The sequence below is a fragment of the Bradyrhizobium campsiandrae genome (genome assembly GCF_014529705.1).
GTDB classification, from domain to species: Bacteria; Pseudomonadota; Alphaproteobacteria; order Rhizobiales; family Xanthobacteraceae; genus Bradyrhizobium; species Bradyrhizobium campsiandrae.
This window is the reverse complement of record NZ_JAANIH010000006.1, coordinates 58,156-79,708: the sequence shown is the minus strand read 5'-3', so window position 1 is coordinate 79,708 and position 21,553 is coordinate 58,156. Positions and strand designations below refer to the sequence as shown.

Here is a 21,553-nt window from a genome sequence, read left to right as displayed (position 1 = left end):
GTTGTGCATGTGCGAGATAAACGCGCGGGTGCGGGGGCTGGGGGATATGGAACTTGAGTGGATGTCATCCTCTGGCACCCGGAGATCGACGCAATGCTGAAAAATCTGCTGTCGATGTCCGGCATGAACGTCCTCAAATCCGGCCTGCAGTTCGCGATGACCGTCATGATGACGTATTTCGCGGCGCCTGCAGAATTCGGCCTCGTCACCTTTTCGCTGCCGTTCGTCGGATTCATCGCGCTCCTGACCGATCTCGGCATGTCGAGCGCCATGGTGCAGCGGGCAACGCTCGATCGGGATGACGCGGGCGCGGCGATCACGCTGATCTGCGCCATCGGGCTGCTCTGCGCGGCGATCCTGGCGGCCATCTCCGCGCCTCTTGCCGCCGGCCTCGAAATGGAGGGATTGGGACGCGTGCTCGCCACGCTGTCGATTTCGGTGGTGCTCTCGATTGCCGCACTCGGCCCGCGCGCCGTGCTCGAGCGGCATTTGCGCTATCAGGTCGTGGCGAGCGTCGAGATCACCGCCGTCATCGTCTCGGTCATCAGTTGCGTTCTGGGCGCTCTCCTCGGCTGGGGCGTCTGGGCACTGGTGAGCTATTATGTGGTCGTCCAGATCGTCCGCGCCGCGGCCTTCGCATTCATCGCGCGAAAGGACGTGCAGCTCAACTTTCAATGGGGCCGCGTGCGCTCGATCCTGACCTTCGGCGGCTGGGTGCTGGCCAGCAATCTGCTCAACTTTGCCGGCCGGGCGGTCGGCAACGTCCTGATCGGCGGCGCCGTCGGCGCGGCGGCCGTCGGCTTGTATGGCCTCGCCTACCAGATCATGATCCTTCCGCTGATGGTGATCACATGGCCCGGCAGCGGCGTCCTGATGGCTACGCTCAGCCGTCAGGCCGCAAGGGGTTCCCTGAAGGAGCGCAACGAGATCATCTGCGGCGTGCTGTCGCTGACGGCGGCCGTGGTGTTTCCCGGCATGCTCTATCTCACCTTCGGCGCCGACTATCTCTTCACCACGTTCTTTCCGGCCAAGTGGACCGGCATCATTCCCCTGGTCGGGCTGATGTCGATCGCCGGCGCGGCGCAATCGATCACGGCCTATAGCGGCGCCATGCTGCTGTCGCGCGGCAAGGCTAAGCTGCAATTCTGGGTGTCGACCGCGAACAGCATCTCGACCATCGTGGCGTTCGTCATCGGACTGAGATTTGGGCTGATCGGGATCATCAAGATCTACCTCGCGGTGACGCTGGTCGTTTCCGTCGCCACGATGCTGATCACCTCGTGGGAAACCCGGCTGCCGGTGCTCGATCTGGTCAAGGCGCTTGCGCCTGCGACGATCGCGACGTTGCTCGGTCTCGTTGCCGCAAATCGCGTCATGGAAATGGCGGTGACACCGAGGTCCGCCTGGCTGCTTGGCACGGCTGCCTACGTCGTGACCATCGCGATCAGCTATCTGCTGTTTCACCGACAATTGGGACGGAGGGTCCTCGGTTTGCGCGATCTTGAACTGAACAAGGGGCGCGTTGCCGCCACCTAGAAATCCGGCTCGATCGCAGCCCATGCGATCGGCCTCGAACCTTCACACCATCGGACAAACCTGCAAGACTTCGACGAGCTAGCGACAGTATCTGCCGCGCCAGACCGCGAGGATTTGATGAGATGACATCGAAAGGACCCATGAATATCCTGATCATGACGGCGACCATCACGCCGAAAGCCGACGTCAGAAGTCTCGGCCGCAAGGATCCCGCCCTCCGCCGCAGGGATTATGAAGACACGCTCGGGTTCTATGGCCGCCAGGTCGGCCAATGCATCGACCAGATCGTCTTCGTCGAGAACTCCGAATCGGACCTGTCGAGCCTCAAGGCCATCGCCGAGCAATTTAACATCAGGGACAAAATCGAGTTCATATCCGTCCCGGGGCTGGATTACCCGCAGATGTATGGCCGTGGCTACGGCGAACTGTTCCTGCTCGACTATGCCATGGAGAATTCGCGCTTCGTCAGGGAAGCCGAGGCGAACACCCCGATCTGGAAGGTCACCGGCCGCTACATCGTCCTCAATCTTGCCAAGCTGATCCAGAAGCGCCCGAAAGAATTCGACTTCTACGTCAACATGCGCAACTACCCCAAGAGGGTCGTCGACATGTACATGATGGCGTGGACCAAAGCCGGCTATCGCCGATATCTCCAGGGCAAATGCAAGCTCTATGAGGAGACGTCCGCTGCCGCGTTCCCCGAGAAGGCGTTGCGCGACGATTTCGACGCCGCGCCGCGAACGTCGAAATTCGTTCGACGGTTCCGGACCGTGCCGCTCGTGAGCGGCATCCGTGGCCTCGACAATAAGGGATATGCAACCGACAACATCTGGAAGTTCTACATCCGGGTGGGGCTAGACACGGTCTGCCCGTGGCTCTGGATCTAGACCGAACGTTGCCGCAGGCGCGGCAGCTGCAGCGCCTGACCTGCCGCTGCTACATTCCCCGCTTGTTCAGCTCCTCGGCCTCGTGCGGCGCGAGTTCCTTTCCCGCGAAGCGCGACACCATGTAAAGCGGAATCTTCGGCGTCTTGAGGTCGTACATCAAACCGAAGCGGTTTTCCGGCGGGGCTTTCTTCGGCTCGTCGAACAGCTCGTAGATCAGCACGCTCTCGACGTCGGCATCGACCTGGTTGGCGATGAAGCTCAAGGTCGTATGCAGGCTCTTGAAGCATGCCTCGGTGAGAGGCTTGCCGGCCTCGTTCTCGTAAGCCGGCTTGTAGATCTCTCCGCAATTGACCTCGTTGAAGACCACAGGCTTGCCATACGACCCAAGCTTCTTGAACAGGTTGTAGGGCTGCCGGCTGCCTCCCCACGCGCGGTTCGGATTCTGATTCAGGACCTCGTAGTAGTGATAGGAGATCACGTCGAAGCCGACGCCTTTCGACGCCATGAAGTCGAGGAAGCCGAACATCGTCGATGTGGTGTTGAGCACCCGTCGCAAATGCGTGCCGTTCTCGCGATTGATCTTGTCGATCGCATCCGACATGCCCTTGAGCACCGCGACCCAGTCGTTCATGACCGGCATGTCGAATTCCTCGGCGGTCCAGCCGCGGCCGTAGAGCTTCTTGCCGCTGGAATCCAGCGCCAGAAGGTTGATCTCGTTGCCCATCTCCCAATCTTTGATCTGATCCTTGAAGTTGATCACGAAGCTATAGGTTCTCGAATAGGCCTGCTGGTACAGCGCGTTCCAGTCGCCGGCCGGATATTTGCCGCCATCGGTGCGATCACCCCAGGCAAAAGGAGTTGCCAATATCGGCTTGAGCGTGATGCCGTAGGTCTTGGCGAGCGCGAGCATGTCCCGGTACATCTGCACTTCGTAGGGATCGGTGTCCCGTGCGAGGTTCGCACCGACCCTGTACTGCGTGAGCCCGCGCGCCCGCATGACCTCGAAGATCGCCTTCAGGTCTGCGCGTCGTCCGTCGGGACCGTCGACCCCCCATGTGAGCGGACCTGCGCTGGCAGTCTCGACGAACGTCGCCAGACTGAGCGCTATGAACAGTGCAGCCAGAATCGCTCTCTTCACTTGCCGGAACATTGCGCCTCCGTGCATTCGGGAAACTGCATGCATCAGATTCTGATCCACCATCGCCTGCATCCGTACGACCGACCTTCACAATCTGATCACAATCCGCTTTCACCGGGAGGGCACAGCCGCTTCCGGAGCGAACAGGAGGCTTGCACGCTTTTGTGGCGAAAATTGCCGACGAAATTGCCGTTCCAATTCGGCCGAGTAGCTATAATGTCGTCCGAACGAAATGAACTGATGCCAAGCGAGAGTAAATTGTCGAACGCTCCACTGGAACCGAAGCCATCGATCGTTCTCAATCGCACGACCAGCGCGGGACGATCGGTCGCATGTGTCATCGTCACTTACGGGCGGCGCGAGCAGCTGGTGCGGCGGACCGTGGCAGCTGTCCAGAGCAACCAAGCGGTCAAACGCGTGATCGTGGTCGACAATGGATGCAACCGCCCCGTCCGGGCTGACGATTTCGCAACCGAACCACGCGTCGACGTCATCAGGCTGGATTCGAATCTGGGATCTGCCGGCGGATTTCATGCCGGGATCACCGCCGTCCAGCGGCTCGAAGACGACGATGTGGGATTTGTCTTGATTCTGGACGACGATAATGTCGGCGAGGACGGCTTCCTCGAGCGCCTGCTCGCGCTGCATACGGCGCTCGGCGCGACCGATGATATCGGGCTGTGCGCGTTGCGCAGGCATCGGGGTATTTATCCGACCCTGCTCGCCGATCAGAACGCCGTGGCCATCCGCGCCAACTCGTTCCTGAATTTTCACCTCGCCTCGCTTCCGTCGAAACTATGGCGACGGTTCACGCGATCCGGCCGGCCAGATCAGGACAATCACGGGGAACTTCATCTGCGCCGGATCGAGACTGCCCCTTATGGCGGGCTGCTGCTGCCGATGGCCGCCATCCGGAAGGTGTCGCCCCCGAACAAGGATTTCGTCCTCTACAGCGACGACCACGACTACTCGCTGCGGCTGATGGACGCCGGCATTACCGTCTATCTGACCGATGTGGGCTGCATCAACGATGCCGAGGAATCCTGGGACAAGCCCAGCACCAGTGCACGCAGCGCGCTTGTCAGTCCGGATGCACCTGCCTGGCGGCTCTATTATGCCTGCCGGAACCGAATCCTGATTGAGAAACGGTATACAACCTCCCCGATCATTTATCGAATCAACCGAACGAGCTATGTCGGCCTCCTCGCGATCGAGGCAATCCTGGCCTATCGCAGCCTGAGCGGCGCCAGAAAGGCGCTGCGACCGCTGCTGGAAGCCATCGCCGACGGCGATGCGCAGCGACTCGGGTGGCGAAGCGAGTATCAGTTGCCTGGCGCATCGGCATCGAACACCGCATCGGTGCATTAGCGCGCGACGAATCATTTTCATCTTCGTCACGTCGTTGTCGTGAAAAGATTCCGTAGAACAACGGGCATGCGCGGACGCTGATTTGGCGATCGCGACGAGTTCCCACATGGAACAAGCAGTGTCGCACAATATGCTGAAAATACTTGCAGTTCGTTCAGCGAAAAGCCGCGGATACCTACATCTTTAGCCTTCTTTCTAACGTCACTGACAAACTCTGCCGCTACGCAATGAAGCAACACAGCGGGCATCACCAGAGCAACTCATGTCGACGACTATCACCAGCAGCAATCAAGCCGTTCTCTCCGCAAGCGCGTTCACGAGTTCCATCGGCGTCAACACGCACGTGTCATACGCGTGGGGCAACTACAACAACCTCGCGCTGATCGAAGCCGATCTCAAATATCTCGGCGTCACGCCGCTTCGCGACGGTTTGACCAACATTCCAGCAGCACAACCTGTGCTTGATGGCCTGGCGAACGACGGATACAAATTCGATCTCGGCGTCTCATCATCGATCCCGGCGACCGGCGCCGCCGGCCTGCAGCAATACATTGCCGCGCTCGATGCGTTCCAGGCGGCCCACCCGGGCAGCGTCATCGCGCTCGAAGGCCTGAACGAAGTCAATCTCCAGGCGTTCAGCTACAATGGCAGTTCGTCGATCAGCGCCGCCGCGCAATTCCAGCAGGCGCTCTACAGCGCGATCAAGGCCGACGCTTCCCTCGCGAAGCTTCCGGTCTACAATCTGACCCTCGGCTACGACGACCCCGCGGATTTCGCCAAGCTCGGCAATCTCGGTGCGTCCTCGGACTACGCCAACTCGCACGCCTATGTCAGCACCCGTACGACCCCTGCGGCCGCGCTGGCATCGGCGCTGAACCTGGCAAGCTCGGTATCACCAGGCGATCCCACGGTGATCACCGAAACCGGATACACCACGCTGAGCACCACGCCATATCTCGGGGTGAACGAATCGGTCCAGTCGAAATCCATCCTCACCGCCCTGATGGACGCCTTCAAGAGCGGTGTCGGCACAACCTATCTCTACGAGCTGCTCGATCGCAACTCGTCGAGCAGCGACACCGACCCGCAGAGCCATTTCGGACTGTTCTATGACGACGGCACGCCCAAGCTGGCTGCCACCGCCGTGCATAATCTGACGACAATCCTCAACGACGACGGAACCGGCAGCGGCCAGCCGACGAGCCCCTTGAGGTACCCGCTGAACAACATGCCCGACCCCGGCAACAGCATGGGGCTTGGCAAGAGCAACGGCGCTTACGATCTCGTCGTCTGGGCCGAACCGAAGGTCTGGGATCCCAAGACGAACACGGAGATCAGCAATCCGAGCCAGACCGTCACGGTTCAGCTCGACGGCGTGCACCAGTCCATCAAGGTCTACGATCCCACCGGCGGCACCGACCCGATCGCGACCTACACCAATGTCAGCTCATTCACGATTCCCGTGAGCGATCACCCGATCATCATCGAGATCGATGGCGTCGCCCGGGCTCCCTCGAATCCCGGCCAGACCAGCGACGTCACCGGCACTGCCGCCCAGATCGTCGCCGAACTCGCCGATCTCTCGGCCTCCACGACGCTGCAATCGATCACCCTGACGGACACCCACGTGCTGGCCGTCGCCTCGGCGTCGACGATGAACTACATCATTTCGCACTACGGCAACGCGCTGGCGGCGATTCAGGGCGGCTACTCCTTCTCCGTGACGACCTCCACGACGAGCTGGAGCGAGACGAAATTCTTCAATGCCTCCGGCACGCTGACGGGAACGCAGACGTCGAATTTCAGCAACGGCGTCATCACCAGCAAATCGCTCGTCAACGTCGACTCCAGCAGCGACACGATCTTGTACGCAGCCGGCGTGAAGACGCAGGAAGTCATCGTCAGCGCCAACGGCGCGAAGCAGACCATCAACTACAATTCGGACGGCAGCATCTCCAGCGAAACGGGCCTCGGCTCCGACAAATCGGTCACGACGACGGTTTACGCCAACGGCCTGAAGTCCAAGGTCTACGAGACCAACGCCGACGGAACTCGTATCAACACGTTCTACGGCATCACCGGGCAGGCCTACGCCACTCAGATCCAGACTCTCAAGGCTGACGGGACGATCACGTCCATTACCAACCTGCACGCCGACGGCACGACGCAATACACCAAGGTGGTCAACGCCGACGGCAGCCCCACAAAGGATCTCTACAACAGCGCCGGCCAGAAGCCGTCGGCGGTGCGCAACTACACCGACGGCTCGAGCCTGACCACGACCGACAACACATCCCGCGCGGGGACGCAGACCGTTGCCAAGGGTGCCGGCGGTGCCAGCACGACCACCAACTACCTCGCGGGGGTGCAGACGTCGATCTACATCACCAGCGCCGACGGCACCAAGGAAGCCAAGCTGTTCACATCAGGTGTGATCTCCAGCGATACCATCCAGAAGACGGACGGATCATCGACGGTGACGCTCTATGTCAATGGCGCCAAATCGAAGGTGTACGTCACCAACACCGACGGCACCCACACCAACACCTTCTACAATATCACCGGCCAGGCCTACACGACGCAGATCCAGACCACCAAGGCCGACGGAACGGTGACCGCCATTACCCAACTGCATGCCGACGGCACGACGCAATATACCAAGGTCCTGAACGCTGACGGCGGCACCACCACCGGCTTCTACAACAGCGCCGGACAGAAAATCTCGGTCGTCCAGAATTACGCCGACGGCTCGAGCCTCACCACGACCTACAATACGTCGGGGGTCGCGACGCAGACGGTCTCCAAGTCTGCCAACGGCACGGCCACGACGACGAACCTCAACGCGGGCGTTCCGACGTCGATCTATATCGCCGCCGCCGACGGCAGCAAGGAGACCAAGCTGTTCGCAGCCGGCGTGATCACCAGCGATCTCGTCCAGAAGACCGACGGCTCCTCGACGATGACGGTCTATGCCAACGGCGTCAAATCCAAGGTGTATGTCACCAACGCCGACGGCACCCACACCAACACGTTCTACAATATCACGGGTCAGCCCTACACGACGCAGATCCAGACCACCAAGGCCGACGGAACCGTGACGGCTTTCACCAACCTTCACGCTGACGGCACCACGCAGTACACCAAGATCACCAACGCGGACGGCAGCACCACCACCGGCCTCTACAACACGGCCGGCCAGAAGATCACGGAGGTGCGCAACTACATCGACGGTTCAAGCCTCACGACGACCTACAACAGTTCGGGCGTCGTCACACAGACCGTGGCCAAGGCAATCGACGGCACCACCACGACCACCAACCTCAGCGCCGGCGTGCAGACCTCGATCTACGTCACCAGCGCCGACGGCACCAGGGACACCAAGCTGTTCACATCAGGCGTGATCGCCAGCGACCTCGTCCAGAAGACCGACGGCTCGTCGACGATGACGGTCTATGCCAGCGGCGTGAAATCCAAGGTTTACGCCACCAACGCCGATGGCACCCACACCAACACCTTCTACAACATCACCGGCCAAGCCTACACGACCGAGATCCAGAAGACCAAGGCCGATGGCACCATCACCGCGATCACCGACCTGCACGCGGACGGCACCCTGCAATACAGCAAGGTCGTCAATGCCGACGGCAGCGTCACCACCGACCAGTATGACGGCACCGGTCACAAGACCACCGAGGTCGTCAACTACGCCGACGGCTCGACGCTGACCTCCACCTACAATACGGCAGGCGCCGTCACGCAGACGGTGGCGAAGGCCGGCGGCGATTCGACGACGACCAATTACAGCGACGGCGTCAAGACCTCGGTCTACATCACCCACGCCGACGGCGTGAAGGAATCCGATCTCTACACGTCCGGCCATCTGACCAGCACGCTGATCCAGAACACCGACGGCTCGTCGTCGACGACGGTCTACAGCAACGACGTCAAGACCGCGACCTACGAGACGCATGCGGACGGCACGCACACCAACACGTTCTTCAACATCACCGGCAAGGCCTACCCGACCGAGATCCAGCAGAGCACGGCGGACGGCACGATCACGGCTATCACCGATCTGCACGCCGACGGCACCCTGCAGGACAGCAAGGTCGTCAATTCGGACGGCAGCATCACGACGGATCTGTACGACCAGACCGGGCACAAGACCACCGAGGTGCAGAACTACACCGACGGGTCGAGCCTGACCTCCTCGTTCGATACGGCCGGCAGCGTGACCCAGACGGTGGCGAAGGCCAGCGGCAATACCACGACCACCAACTACAGCAGCGGGGTCAAGACTTCGGTCTACATCACCAATGCCGACGGCTCGAAGGATACCCAGGCCTATTCGAACGGCAAGGTCGCCAGCGACTATGTCCAGAACACCGACGGCTCGAATTCGACGACGGTCCACACGGACGGCGACGACGCGAAGATGTACGTCAACACCGCCGACGGGTCGCACGACAACTTCTACTTCAATGCCACCAACACGGAGCACGACGCCTACAACACCGCCGGAAACCTCGCCTATGTCGACATCCTGAACTCGAACGGAACGCACAACGCCGCGGCGAAGGTCGCAGGCATCTCGCTTGCCGGCGGTACCGGAAACGACGTCTTTGCGGTGGCTGGCGCCGGATCGACCACGATCTCCTTCAGCGGCGGCAACGACACGGTCAACGGCTTTCACGCGGGATCGGCAACCGGCCACGATACGGTCGCGATCGCCAAGCTGCTGGCGACCGACTACAGCCAGCTCCAGCTCAGCCAGTCCGGCGCCGACACGCTGGTCCACGTCACCGCGAATGACACCGTTCTGCTGAAGAACGTCGTCGCCGCAAATCTGAGCAGCAACGACTTCTTGTTCGTCTGATCAGGCCCGGGGGCGCGTGCGGCGCGGTTCCACCTCACCGCACGCAACCCCGGGCATGAGCTGGGCCTCGCCTGCTCGCCACCACCTCGCCTCATCGACCATCATCGCGCCGCAAAATCAGGGTTAGACGGCAGCCCTGATGCGCTCGACATTGCGAGCTGACGCGGCATTGAGGCGACATTGACGGATATTGAGGGTGCACGTTCGCCCAAGGGCGGGATCGTCCCGGGAATTCAGTATCTGCGCGGTTTTGCCGCCATTCTGGTGGTGATCTGGCACGTCAACTGGCTGGTCAGCCTGCCGCCGTCTTACGGGATTAGCCCGTTCGCGCTCGCTGAAACCGGCCTCTTCGGCGTCGCCATCTTCTTCGTCATCAGCGGCTTCATCATCACGATTGTTTCATTCGGCCCGATCCGCGCCACGCGCACGGAATTCTTCGTCCGGCGCTTCGTGCGCATCATTCCCTTCATGTGGGTATGCGTGATCGGATACAACCTGCTGTCCATGGCCGGGACCGCAAGGATCGATCTGCTGCCGGGACTACGCGCCATGGCGTTGTGGCCGATCGGCGAGCTGCGCCCCCACGTGGTCTGGACGCTCAGGCACGAGTTCATTTTCTACATCCTGTTCGCGCTCACCATGTTGCGGCCGCGCCCTCTTTCATATGTGCTGGCCGCCTGGTTCGTCGCGCCGCTGGCGTGGTACGCGGCGTCCCGCCTGCTTGCGTGGCCGGAGCTGCTGCAGCCCGAAAGTTCCAGCCTCGCGCTCGCAACCGTGGTCGGTTACGGCAACATCATGATGCCCAACCTGCAGTTCGGCATGGGCTTCGTGCTGGGCCTGCTGTGGCTGAAGGCGCACCCCATCGTGCAGAACCGCTTCCCGGCGGCATTCCTGCTCACACTTGCAGCGACCATCCTGGCAACTGCCCTTGTCGGGGCCACGCTGTCTGAAGACAATGGCCTTCGGGCGCTGTGGTGGACCTTGTTCGCGACATTAGTGGTCTGGCTCGGCATCGTCTCGACCGAGGCGCCAGGACCGTGGCATTCCCTCGGCATGCTGCTCGGCAACGCCTCCTATTCCATCTATCTCACCCACGCAGCGACCGCTGTCGTGCTGATTCAGATATCCGCGCGGCTTCACAATCCACTGCCGTCCGCGCTGTTCGTCATGATGTCGGTGATCGTGTCGATCCTCGCCGGAATCCTGATCCATTGGTATATCGAGCAGCCGCTCATCGCCTGGTGCCGCAGGCTCGGACGCCGCCGCTCGGTCGTCGCCTAGCGCCGAGCTGTCGGGCGGCCATGAATTGGCTTCAACTTCGTGGCATCGGCTGATGCCGGCAAAACTGCGCGCATGAAAGGCTGACGAGAATGTCGCAACCGGATCGGGACCCAGAGCTCGCAGCCGTTTCGTTGCCGGGCGCCCTCGGTCGCGTGCGTCCCTCCGCTCCGTCTCGTCTCCGGCGGCTGCCCGACACCATCCAGTCGAGCCTGGCGCGGCAGGACACCGCGGAAAGCATTCTCGCCAGGAACGGGGGTCTCGGGCCGGGCTTCAACATGATGCGGCACATGCTGTCGCTGATCATCCTGTCGCATCATTGTCGTGTCGCGGTTGCCGGCCTGTTCGCCGGCGCAGCCTTCGTCAAGAAGCTGGATGAACCAGGAATGGCCGTCTATGTCCTCAAGGATCCCGGCGCGGCCGCCTTCGACAAGATGGGAGGACTGACCGCGCTGTCGTTCAGCCACCTCCATGCATCCGAGATCATCCAGGAATTGCTGCGGCCCGGACTGATCGCCCTCGTCGGCATGTTCTTTGCGCTCAGCGGCTTCCTGGTCACCGGCAGCGCCATCAAGAACCCGGATCTCAAGACCTTCTTCATCAACCGCGTGCTGCGGATCGTCCCGGCGCTCAGCGTCGAGGTGACGCTCTGTGCGCTGCTGGTCGGGCCGCTGCTGACGCAACTGCCGCTGTCGCAATATTTGTCCGAGTACCAGTTCTACCGCTATTTCGGCAACATCGTCGGCCACGTCACGTTCGAGCTGCCGGGCCTGTTCCTGCACAATCCCTGGCCGGAGATGGTCAATGCCAATCTCTGGACCCTGCCCTGGGAGCTGTGGTGCTACGTCTTCGCCTTCGCGCTTCTGCTTGCGCGCATGATCTCGGGTGAGGCGCGAAAGGTCCGCTGGATCACGTTCCTGGTGGGCGCGGCGCTCCTTGCCGAGCTCGTCGCTTACTGCATCGATCCCGGCACCTTCAACGTCCGGTCCGATTCGACGCGGCTCGCCGGTTGGTACCTCGTCTACATGTTCTTCTTCGGCATGGTGTTCCGCCTCAACGCGAAATACGTGCCGATCCACTGGATGCTCTTTGTGGCATCGGCCCTCTGCTACGCGGGCATCATGTGGCTCAACGTATTGCTGCCGCTTGCCGGACTCTTCCTGACCTATTGCACGGTCTATATCGGCATGCAGAGCTTCAAGGCATTCGATCGCCTGTTCAGCCAGGATCTTTCCTACGGCATCTATCTCTACGGCTTCCCGATCACGCAGGCGACGATCGACATCTTCCAGCGTGTCCTTGGGCCCGATCACCACCTTTCGCTGGCGGTGATCCTCCCGATCGTCGTGGTGCTGACGCTGGGCTTCGCGGCCTTCTCGTGGAACGTCATCGAAAAACCGGCGCTTCGGCTGCGCCGGTTCTACCAGAGACCCGCCTGACGCAAGCGGGCATGCCCGGCGTGAGGAACCGAGATCAGGCAGGACTGCGCGCCGCCCTCTTTCCGAACAAGGCGTTGCGGAACACGCTGTCAATCAGGCGGCGGAACCGCACCTCGATCAGCTCATAGCTCATGGCGCTCGCGATCAGCACCAGGACGGTCCCGATGATCACGAAGCCCGACCACAACAGCCATCGATCGTAGCCGCGCTCAACCAGCTTCAGACCCATCATCTGCAGTGGAAACAGCATGAACGGGTGGACCAGGTAGAAGCTGTAGCTGATCTTGCCGAGATATTGCAGCGGCGACGCCTTCAGGATGGTCGAGACGCCGGACCCGGGCGCAAGCACCATTCCGAACAGGAGGAAGCCCGGAATCAGGCTGACAAAGGGGTGGAAGAGATCGAGCGCCGCATACATCGCGGCAAAGCAGATCAGGCCCGCAGCCAGGCCCAAGGGACCGGAGGCGGGAATGCGGATGTTGGTGGCGCTGAAGAGCATGCCGATGCCGAAGAAGGCCGCGATCGGCCAATAGAACAGCGCAATCGCAGCCACCACCATCATGGGCGCCGCCAGCCACCAGTTCTTGAGCTGGACGACCGCACAGAAGGTCAGCGCGAACCAGATGTAGAACGCCCATTCATAGGTCAGGGTCCAGGCGTTCTGCTGGGCGATCGGCAAGCCCAGCACGCTCTGCAGGAAGAACAGGTTGGCGATGAAAATCTCAAGCTAGCCCTCAAGCTCCAGACCGCGGAAGCACTTCTACCCGCCGAACGGCCAGACCCGGCACACCGTCAGGTGCAAAATGACGAAGAGCGGCATGATGCGCAGAACACGATCGTAGATGAATTTCGCGATCGACGCATGCCGCACCAGGCTCGCCGGAATCAGGAAGCCGCTGATCATGAAGAACAGCTCGACCCCGTGCCCGCCGGAATTGAGCACGGCCTGAAGCCATGGCCAGATCGGCGGCAGGAAGCCCGCGCCTGGGACATCGGGCATGCCCCCCTTGGGCATGTCGCGAAAGTGACAGATCAGGACCGTGAGCGCGGCAATTCCGCGCAATCCCTGAATGGAAGGGACGAACGCGCCGCCCGATTCCGCATAGGATTTTTCGCTGTGGCTGCTCATTCGGCCCCCTGTCCCCGCAACGACGGCTGAAGTGTGACCGCACGAAGCGCCTGCGAACGAAACCGGAGACCAAAGGCTATCATCGGCTTCTCCACGGTGAGATAATTCAGCCAGCTGACCAAGATCGACACGCAGGCAACTCCGATCACAAAGACAGACCATTGCAGCGGGCTCTGCCCCGTTCCGAAAAAATGAACGACCACCACCAGCGCGTAGGGGCCCATCAGGTAGACCGAATAGCTGATGCGGCCGACGAACGACAGCACACCCACCGCGCCTCGCTCGCCTAGTCCGGCAAAGGCCACGAACACGATGGCAGCCGCGATATAGGCGGCCCCCATGCCGTAAGCACAGAAGAAATTGTCCTGGTAGTCCACGCCATAGCGCCGATAGGCGCAAACGGCCGCATAGAGCACGTAAAGCAGCGTGCAGATCGCGACATGACGCCACTGCAGGCGTTCGCCGATCACGGCATCGCGCACCACCTTGCCGAGGAACATCGCCGTCAGATCCAGCATGAGCTCCAGCAGCCCCCAGAAGAGATGCGCCTTGACGAACGGAGCCGCCACGATCGCAGTCAGAGAGGCCGCCACGACGATGCAAATCGCGGTCCAGCGCGTCCTCAGGAACCCGATCGCAAACAACGCGATGCATGCGACATAGAAGATCAGCTCAACGGCCAACGTCCAATACCCGATGTTGAGGTTCGGGACGTTCATGAACATCTGCAACATCGTGATGTTGGCAAGGATCTGCGACAGCGGAAATGTCTTGGCTTCGAACCCCGGCGCGATGAGCAAGACAACGACGATCGACACCCAATAGGCCGGATAGAGCCTGAAAACGCGGCTGATCGCAAAGTCCCGGATCGGCGCCGAGCTGTCGGGAAAGCTGTTCGGAATCACGAAGCCGCTGACGAAGAAGAACAGCGCGACGCCGAAGCGGCCGAAATTGAAGTATTCGCCGACCGCATTGTGGAGGATCCGATAGTAATCACCGGCGGACCCGTTCAGCACGATCTGCTCCAGCGCGTGCTGGAGCAGCACCGCGAGGACCGCGATGCCGCGCAAGGTATCTATGAATGCGAGCCGCCTGTGCATCGCCCGCCCTTCAACCCGACTCGTTCAATCGAGGCGTGGCTCCGGCCATTGCCGGCACGCCCTGGGCGGCCGCGCTCGGATGCAGCGCATAGCCTCGTTTCGTCCTTCCGCCCTGGAAGACGAAGGAAGCGCGCCTGGAGAACACGTCGCTGAAGATGAACGACATCAGCAACAGCCCCGACGCCGGCCCATAATCAGCCACCGTGATGCTGAAGATATTCAGCACGAATATAAGCGACAATTTGTAAATGTCGGTCGTCAGCAGGGTTGCTCGGATGACAAAAAACATGAAGGCGACGAAAGGCAGACCAAACATCAGAAAGGTGACGAGATAGAAATTATCGACCGGTACCCAGTAGGACGTCAGGTTTGAAAACTGATTCATGGGATAGTTGAAGCAGCCCACGCCGCACCCGGTGATATAGCCGATCGGCATCAACTGAGACATGAAGACGAACGGCTTCTGCCAGCTGTTGTTGATCCGGTCGACCAGGCTGAAGAGAAGAGCTTTTTGACCGACCGACGTCCCGCCGAACACCAGGATCAGGAAGATGGGAACCAGGATCGTGGCATAGGACCATGCCGCCAACATCCTCAAGGTCGGGAAACGCATTCTTTCAGGCATTGCGCGGACGACGAGCAAGGCGAGGAGATACATGGCGAGAACGCCCATGGTCGTCTTGCTCGTTGTCAGCTTCAACGCATAGAGAGCGACCCCGCCGCAAACGAGACACCACCACACGTTCTTTCGTATCGACGTCATGACGAAGCCGACCAGAATGAAGAGGCTGACGACGGTGCTATCCTCGCAGAAGCCGGAGAGTCGCTGCTCGGAGCCTGCCCACCACAGCCGCCCGGCCTGCCGCTTCACGCCGAACGCCTCATAGGTGTAATTGAGCCACGGCGCCTTCCAATACGCCGACAGCACGACGCCGAAGATCGATGCGTAGAAGAGTACCGACATCAGCAGCAGCAGCTTCTTGTAGGCAGCCGTGTTCGAATCGCAAAAGCTGAAGCCGATGAAAACCGGCAGGATCATCTTGAAAGACGAGGCGAGCGCCGTGGAGTTGCCGAGAAAGAGATAGCCGATCCCGAGCGACAGGAAGATCCACACCAGCACGACCAGGGCGATGATGCTCCGGTTCTGGATGATGCAGCGGTAAATGAACAGGAAGAGACAGATGAATCCGAAGCCATCCGGTATGAACCAGATCGGGCTCAGATGCGCGATGTAGAGATAGTATCGCGCGGCGGCCGAGAAATCATCGCGCAGGAAATATGTGGCCATGGCAACGGCCTCGAGGCTGAACGCCCCCCACATCAGCAGCGGGAACCGCAATATCGGCATCGTCCGGCGTAGCGCGAGCGTTGTCGTCGTCATATCGGTCCTCAGCTCGACAGCCGTGTGGAGGGCTCCGCCGGCGCCGGCGAATAGGCCGCCACTCCGTGGAAGATGTTTCGCACCAGCCTTGACCCGGGCAGTTCAATCCACCGATAGGTCAATTGCGACAGAGCGAGCACGGCGCCGAGCACGACCAGCAGATTGAGCGTCGGCGCCAACCCCGGATGGATTGCCTCGAGGCTTGCCACTGCATGCTTGCCCACGGCGCGAACAAAATACTCGGCGAGCAGCACGACGAAGGCGTGGACCATGTAAATCGAGTACGATCGTTCACCGAGCCATAGCAGTGGCCTGATGCTGAGCATGCCGGGGACGACCGCGGCCCTGGGAAACGCCAAGAGCGAGCCGAGCAGCACCGCAAAAGTCACCGGCACAAGGTAACTCATCCACGGATGGGCCTCCGTCAACGCGACATGCGCAACTGATGCCACCACGGCCGCAAGCTGGATGGCGCCCTGCAAGGCCGGGCTGATGTCGCGCGGCAATGCCTCGACTGCTTTCACAGCGAGCACGCCGAGAAAGAAGCTCGTGAAGCAGCGCAGCAGGCCCCAGTCGAACTGCACGTCCAATTGCGGTGCCGCCACCACCATCGTGAGGATCAACCAGCTGCAGACCGCCAGTGCGACGGCCCCGCCGTAAAACCAGGCGAGCGAATTAAACCGCTGCGCGGCCAGCAGCATCAGGCCGAACACGAGATAGGTGTAGAATTCGACGCTGATGCTCCAGCTCGGCGCATTCCAGCTCAGGTACTGAACAAGGCCGACGGACTGCAACAGGAAGACATTCAGGAAGAACGAATACCCGTTGTTGACTTCGAACGCCGCGGGAGCGGTCACGACGATCCCGGCCATCACCAATCCAAGCCCGATGCGCGCGAGGCGGAATAGCAGCAACACGAGAAGCATCACGATGTGAAGGGGATATACGCGCGCGAACCGTCGGGCCATGAACTCGCGCAAGGAAAATCGCCCGAAATCGGGTTGCAGATAGTTCAACGACATCACGATGCCGCTGAGCACGAAAAACAGATCGACCATGAATCCGCCGCTGCGGAAGAACGCGCAATCGATCCAGGCACGATTCGGAAACGCCGCGAGGAATGTCGGCATCAGGATGACGTGGTGAATCACCACGGTAACCGCAGCAATTCCCCGAATGCTGTCCAGCGTGAGGACATGCTCTTTCTCGCGATGGACGGGCACCGTCACGGCAATTTCCTAGCACTTTGCAGCGCAACATTTCTACTGAGCATTCGACGTGAGCACAATGTTCGGCTCGCATTTCTTGCATGCAGATCGATGGAAGAGCCGCCCACATCAAATGCACGAGCGCGACGACGCGCTTCGCCGCACACGATCCGTCGACAAGCCGCGAAGGAAACGATCGCGCACTTCTGGATGAGCAACTGGTGATCCACAGAACAAGAAGCCCATCAGCCAACGCATCTCTTGCCGTCGATGTCCCTCGCTTTGCGTGCTCGCAGCACAACGCAACTAGCCTCTTCATTCGACACGAATGTGGCAAAAGAGCATCGCGCTTCGGGAACTCAAATGCGGCGCCGCTGCGGCTGTCAGTGGTTGATCTTGTGAGACGCTCATGATGCCCGCTCGCAGTCTCGCTGCTGCCTATCTGGGAAGCATGATGCTCGATGATTTCTCATCGTCGCCGATCTCGTCATCAGTCTCGCCGTCGGCTGACGACTGCCGCAACGACCGCGCAATCACCAGTCACCACAAACTGATCGCGACCGGATCGCCGCAAGTGGATTTACATCTTGCAGTTGCAGGAAGGAATTGTGGAACGAATCATCGAGGCGCGGCTTTCGGATAGCGACGTCGCACTGGACAATTTGTACTTGACCGTTCGCGCATGGAGTTCCCCGGCCAAGAATGGATTTCGATGCAGTTCGGCAATCAACCTGCGCTTCCGGCGAACATCGGCGATCAAGAGCGCAAGCTTTCGCTTGCATGTGGTGTGCTTGCAAACAGGCCGATCGCTGAGCGTAGAATTTGCCGAGAATCTCCGAGCTTCGTACTAAATTTTGCACCGCACAAGAATTTGACATAGTTAAGCGCGACACTGTGCCTGAAAGAATCCTTGCGACGATGTGTCCTTGCGACGATGTGAATGAGCGCAATGAGCGGTTTGGCCCTGCTTCAACGACGACAATCTCCCGGTCGCCCGCTGAGCGGGCTTCGCGCAGCGCTTGCGGTCGCAGGGCTGACACTGGCGTGCGCGGGTCGTTGCGAGGCCCAATGCGTCGACCAATCGGAGCGCGTCCCCGCAACCATTTTGAAGGTCTTCCAGACGGAACCTGCGTCGCTGCTCCACGACCCCACCGTGCGCGGCGACAGCAGCAAGCTCACAGGCCGGCTTGCTGCCTATATCGTGAGCGACCTGACACTCCTGACCGCCGTCCGCGATCTCGTCAGCGAATCCGCCAATGCCGAACGGAGCTCGATCGGCATGGCGCTGCGTCGGGCGCCGCTGATCTGTCTGGCGCGCAAGCCCGAACATGCCCAGAAGATCAGTCAGTTTGTGCAAAAGCTGGCAGACTCTGCCTTGAGCTCGGGCTACTCCGCGGAGCTTGAGGCCGTCGCATTCAATCCGAACGCGGTGGCCTCCCCCTCCCTAGGTGGAAGCGCGCCGGGATCGGCAAGCAACAAGCCTTCCACTTCGGCGAACAGCCTCATGACTGGTGAATGGAGCACGGATATCGGCGATCCGTTTGCTCCTGCGCTGCTCCCCCAATAACCCCACGTCAGGTCGATGAACATTCAGATGTATCAGCCCAGAGAGCAATTTCATCTGCAGGAGAGGTCCGCGGTCGAGATGGCGGCATCGACGCTCAGCCTCGAGCGGATCATTGGCATTCTGCGCCGGCAATGGCCTGTTATCGCAACGGTCGTGGGAGTGGCCCTGGCGATCTGTTTCGTCTACCTGCTGACCGCGACGCCGATGTACACGGCGAACACGCGTATCCTGATGGACACGCGCCAGACACAGGTGCTTGACACTGACAACGGCACGAACAACGCGCTGATCGACCCCGGCTTCGTCGACAGTCAGGTCGAGATCATCACCTCAGACGATCTGGTCCGGTCCGTGGCCCGCCGCCTGAATCTGCCAGCGGATCCCGAGTTTCACGGCGATGATCCGGGCCTCTTGGGTGCCCTTATCGGTAAAGTCATCGGATTGTTCGGCTCGGACGGGCCTGCGTCGAAGGAGCGGATCGAACGCGGAACGGTTGCCGCGGTCGAGAACAATCTCAAGGTCGAGCGCCTGCTGACGACCTACGTCCTGTCGGCCAGCTTCAAGTCGCGGGATCCGGACAAGGCGGCGAAGATCGACAACGAGATCGCGGATGCCTATATCGTGGGCGCCCTCGACGCAAAATATCAGTCCACCAAGCGCGCCAGCGAATGGCTTCAGCAGCGCAGCGCCGAGTTGCGCGAGCAAGCGACCGCCAGCGACCGCGCCGTGCAGACCTTCAAGAGCCAGAACAATATCGTTGGTACCAGCCGCGGCTTGATGAACGAGCAGCAGCTGACCGACGTCAACACGCAACTGATCCAGGTCCGCGCGTCCACCGCCGAGGCCAAGGCCCGGCTCGACCGCATCGATGCGAGCACCGACAAGGACCTGGCCCAGCCGACGGTCACCGACGCGCTGAACAATCCCGTGATCACCCGGCTGCGCGCGCAATATCTCGACCTGCAGGCGCAGTATTCCGATTGGTCGGCCCGCTACGGCAAGACCCATCAAGCCTCGATCAATCTGGCCAGCCGCATGGAGGAGCTGCGCAAGTCGATCGCAGACGAAGTCAAGCGCATCGGCGACGCCTATCGCAGCGACTACGAAATCGCCAAGAGCCGCGAGACGTCGCTGGAGGAAAACCTCAAGAATCTGGTCAGCCAGGCCGGCAACACCGGCCAGGCGCAGGTGAAGCTGCGCGACCTCGAGAGCGCCGCCGACACCTATCGCAACCTGTACAACAGCTTCCTCGAGAAGCAGCAGCAGGCAATGCAAAACCAGAGCTTCCCCATCAGCGAATCCCGCATCATCAGCACCGCCGTCAAGCCGGACCGCAAGAGCTCGCCCAAGACGATACTCTCGCTGATCGGAGCCCTGTTCGGTGGCCTCTGCTTCGGCCTCGGAGCCGCCTTCGCCCGGGAAATGCTGAGCGACGTCCTTCGCGCGCCGACCGAGGTCGAGGAGGAGATCGGCGTCAAATGCCTGGGGGTGCTGCCCGCCATCGGCACCAAGGCGATGGGCTTGCCGAAGTTGCGCGGATCGCGATCGCAGGATGGCGCGCCGGCCGAGCCCAGCGGCCAGCTGTCCCGCTACGTCATCGATCATCCCTTCTCGCGCTATGCTGAGACCATGCGCAACATCAAGGTTTCGATCGATCTCGCGCGGCTCTCTCGCGAGGTGAAGGTCATCGGCATCGTGTCCTCGCTTCCGAAGGAAGGGAAGACCACGGTTTCGGCCAACTTCGCCCATCTCACCGCGTTCACCGGCAAGCGTGTGCTGCTGATCGACGGCGATCTCCATACGCGCTCGTTGACCAGGGAGCTCGACCCGACTGCGAAGAGCGGATTGCTCGAGGCTCTCAAGAATCCGCAATCGGTTGGACACCAGATCAGGCGCAGCGCAGAGACCGGACTGGATTTCCTGCCTTCGTTTGCGGTTTCTCGGATGGTGAATTCCGCCGACATCATGGCCTCGAAGGCGATGGCCGACCTGCTGACGCTGCTGCGAAACGAATACGACTACATCGTCATCGATCTGGCTCCGGTGATGCCGGTGACCGATGCCAAGGCGATCAGCCGCCTCGTCGACGCCTACATCTATGTCATCGAATGGGGCCGCACGACGCGCACTGCCCTGCAGGAATCGCTGCCGAGCACGGAAGGCATTCAGAAGAAGGTGCTCGGCGCGGTTCTCAACGGTGCAAACCCGAAGATGCTGAAGCGCATCGAAGGCTATAAGGGCTCGCACTACAACGCGTATTATGTCGAAGGAGCCGGAGGCGACGCCGGCGCCTGGGTCCGGCTCACGCCTGGAGCCCATTCCTGCCGCCGGTATCAACCCTGACCTGGGGCCAGCATCACCAACCTGACCCGAACCGTCGGTAATCCTGGATTTGCCAGACAGGTCCCATAGCCAGCGAGTCTTGTGCACGGGGGGATCGGAACCCCAGAACTGCAGGCGGCGCAGCCGCGCGTGCGAACCAAAGGGGCGGGCGCGCGTCCCGCCCGGCACCGAGCGATCGGCCGCCGACATGACCGGGCGCGGCCACCGAACCGAGCCAGGCGAATGTCGAGGCCGTTGAATCGGATGGGCAAGACCCCTGTTGGGTGCGCTCAACCGGATCTTTCGGATCGCTTGGGACCTTCT

12 protein-coding genes and 1 pseudogene are annotated in these 21,553 nt (G+C 61.0%); 8 read left to right on the top strand and 5 right to left on the bottom strand.

From position 1 onward, the window contains the following. Nucleotides 1–93: 93 nt before the first annotated feature. Both G8O24_RS06250 and G8O24_RS06245 read left to right on the top strand, forming a co-directional pair. On the top strand, nucleotides 94–1,536 hold the full coding sequence (locus G8O24_RS06250) for an oligosaccharide flippase family protein (RefSeq protein ID WP_188097546.1): 1,443 nt from the start codon (nucleotides 94–96) through the stop codon (nucleotides 1,534–1,536). A gap of 140 nt (nucleotides 1,537–1,676) precedes the next feature. Beyond that, nucleotides 1,677–2,423 (top strand): hypothetical protein, encoded by a 747-nt coding sequence (locus G8O24_RS06245; protein ID WP_188097544.1) that lies wholly within the window; start codon nucleotides 1,677–1,679, stop codon nucleotides 2,421–2,423. A 49-nt stretch (nucleotides 2,424–2,472) separates the two neighbouring features. Here the strand turns inward: G8O24_RS06245 and G8O24_RS06240 are convergent, their stop codons facing one another. Continuing rightward, the gene (locus tag G8O24_RS06240) at nucleotides 2,473–3,573 is read right to left on the bottom strand and encodes a glycoside hydrolase family protein (protein ID WP_188097543.1); all 1,101 of its coding nucleotides are present in this window, start codon (nucleotides 3,571–3,573) and stop codon (nucleotides 2,473–2,475) included. A gap of 27 nt (nucleotides 3,574–3,600) precedes the next feature. Here G8O24_RS06240 and G8O24_RS06235 point away from each other — a divergent pair, with 27 nt between their 5' ends. The 4 genes from G8O24_RS06235 (at nucleotide 3,601) to G8O24_RS06220 (ending at nucleotide 12,522) form a co-directional block, all read left to right on the top strand. Further along, nucleotides 3,601–4,929, top strand: a complete 1,329-nt coding sequence (locus G8O24_RS06235; RefSeq protein ID WP_188097541.1) for a glycosyltransferase — start codon at nucleotides 3,601–3,603, stop codon at nucleotides 4,927–4,929. A 262-nt stretch (nucleotides 4,930–5,191) separates the two neighbouring features. Further along, nucleotides 5,192–9,805, top strand: a complete 4,614-nt coding sequence (locus tag G8O24_RS06230; protein WP_188097539.1) for a beta strand repeat-containing protein — start codon at nucleotides 5,192–5,194, stop codon at nucleotides 9,803–9,805. Nucleotides 9,806–9,985: 180 nt separating this feature from the next. Then, nucleotides 9,986–11,086, top strand: coding sequence for an acyltransferase family protein (locus G8O24_RS06225; protein ID WP_188097537.1), 1,101 nt, complete (start codon nucleotides 9,986–9,988; stop codon nucleotides 11,084–11,086). Nucleotides 11,087–11,175: 89 nt separating this feature from the next. Next, nucleotides 11,176–12,522 carry an acyltransferase family protein gene (locus G8O24_RS06220; protein ID WP_188097535.1) on the top strand — a complete coding sequence of 449 codons (1,347 nt, stop codon included), beginning with the start codon at nucleotides 11,176–11,178 and terminating at the stop codon, nucleotides 12,520–12,522. A gap of 34 nt (nucleotides 12,523–12,556) precedes the next feature. On the opposite strand, the pseudogene G8O24_RS45565 reads toward G8O24_RS06220, so the two are convergent. The 4 genes and pseudogenes from G8O24_RS45565 to G8O24_RS06200 form a co-directional block, all read right to left on the bottom strand. Continuing rightward, nucleotides 12,557–13,651, bottom strand: a pseudogene (locus G8O24_RS45565) (acyltransferase family protein). Continuing rightward, the gene (locus tag G8O24_RS06210; RefSeq protein ID WP_188097533.1) at nucleotides 13,648–14,751 is read right to left on the bottom strand and encodes an acyltransferase family protein; all 1,104 of its coding nucleotides are present in this window, start codon (nucleotides 14,749–14,751) and stop codon (nucleotides 13,648–13,650) included. Before G8O24_RS06210 ends, G8O24_RS45565 begins: the two are co-directional and overlap by 4 nt. Nucleotides 14,752–14,761: 10 nt before the next feature. Then, nucleotides 14,762–16,132, bottom strand: coding sequence for a hypothetical protein (locus G8O24_RS06205; RefSeq protein ID WP_188097531.1), 1,371 nt, complete (start codon nucleotides 16,130–16,132; stop codon nucleotides 14,762–14,764). A gap of 8 nt (nucleotides 16,133–16,140) precedes the next feature. Next, the gene (locus G8O24_RS06200; RefSeq protein WP_368736597.1) at nucleotides 16,141–17,361 is read right to left on the bottom strand and encodes an acyltransferase family protein; all 1,221 of its coding nucleotides are present in this window, start codon (nucleotides 17,359–17,361) and stop codon (nucleotides 16,141–16,143) included. A 928-nt stretch (nucleotides 17,362–18,289) separates the two neighbouring features. Here G8O24_RS06200 and G8O24_RS06195 point away from each other — a divergent pair. Both G8O24_RS06195 and G8O24_RS06190 read left to right on the top strand, forming a co-directional pair. Then, nucleotides 18,290–18,907 carry a hypothetical protein gene (locus G8O24_RS06195; RefSeq protein ID WP_188097529.1) on the top strand — a complete coding sequence of 206 codons (618 nt, stop codon included), beginning with the start codon at nucleotides 18,290–18,292 and terminating at the stop codon, nucleotides 18,905–18,907. 27 nt (nucleotides 18,908–18,934) lie between these two features. Further along, on the top strand, nucleotides 18,935–21,250 hold the full coding sequence (locus tag G8O24_RS06190; RefSeq protein ID WP_188097527.1) for a polysaccharide biosynthesis tyrosine autokinase: 2,316 nt from the start codon (nucleotides 18,935–18,937) through the stop codon (nucleotides 21,248–21,250). Nucleotides 21,251–21,553: the final 303 nt, after the last annotated feature.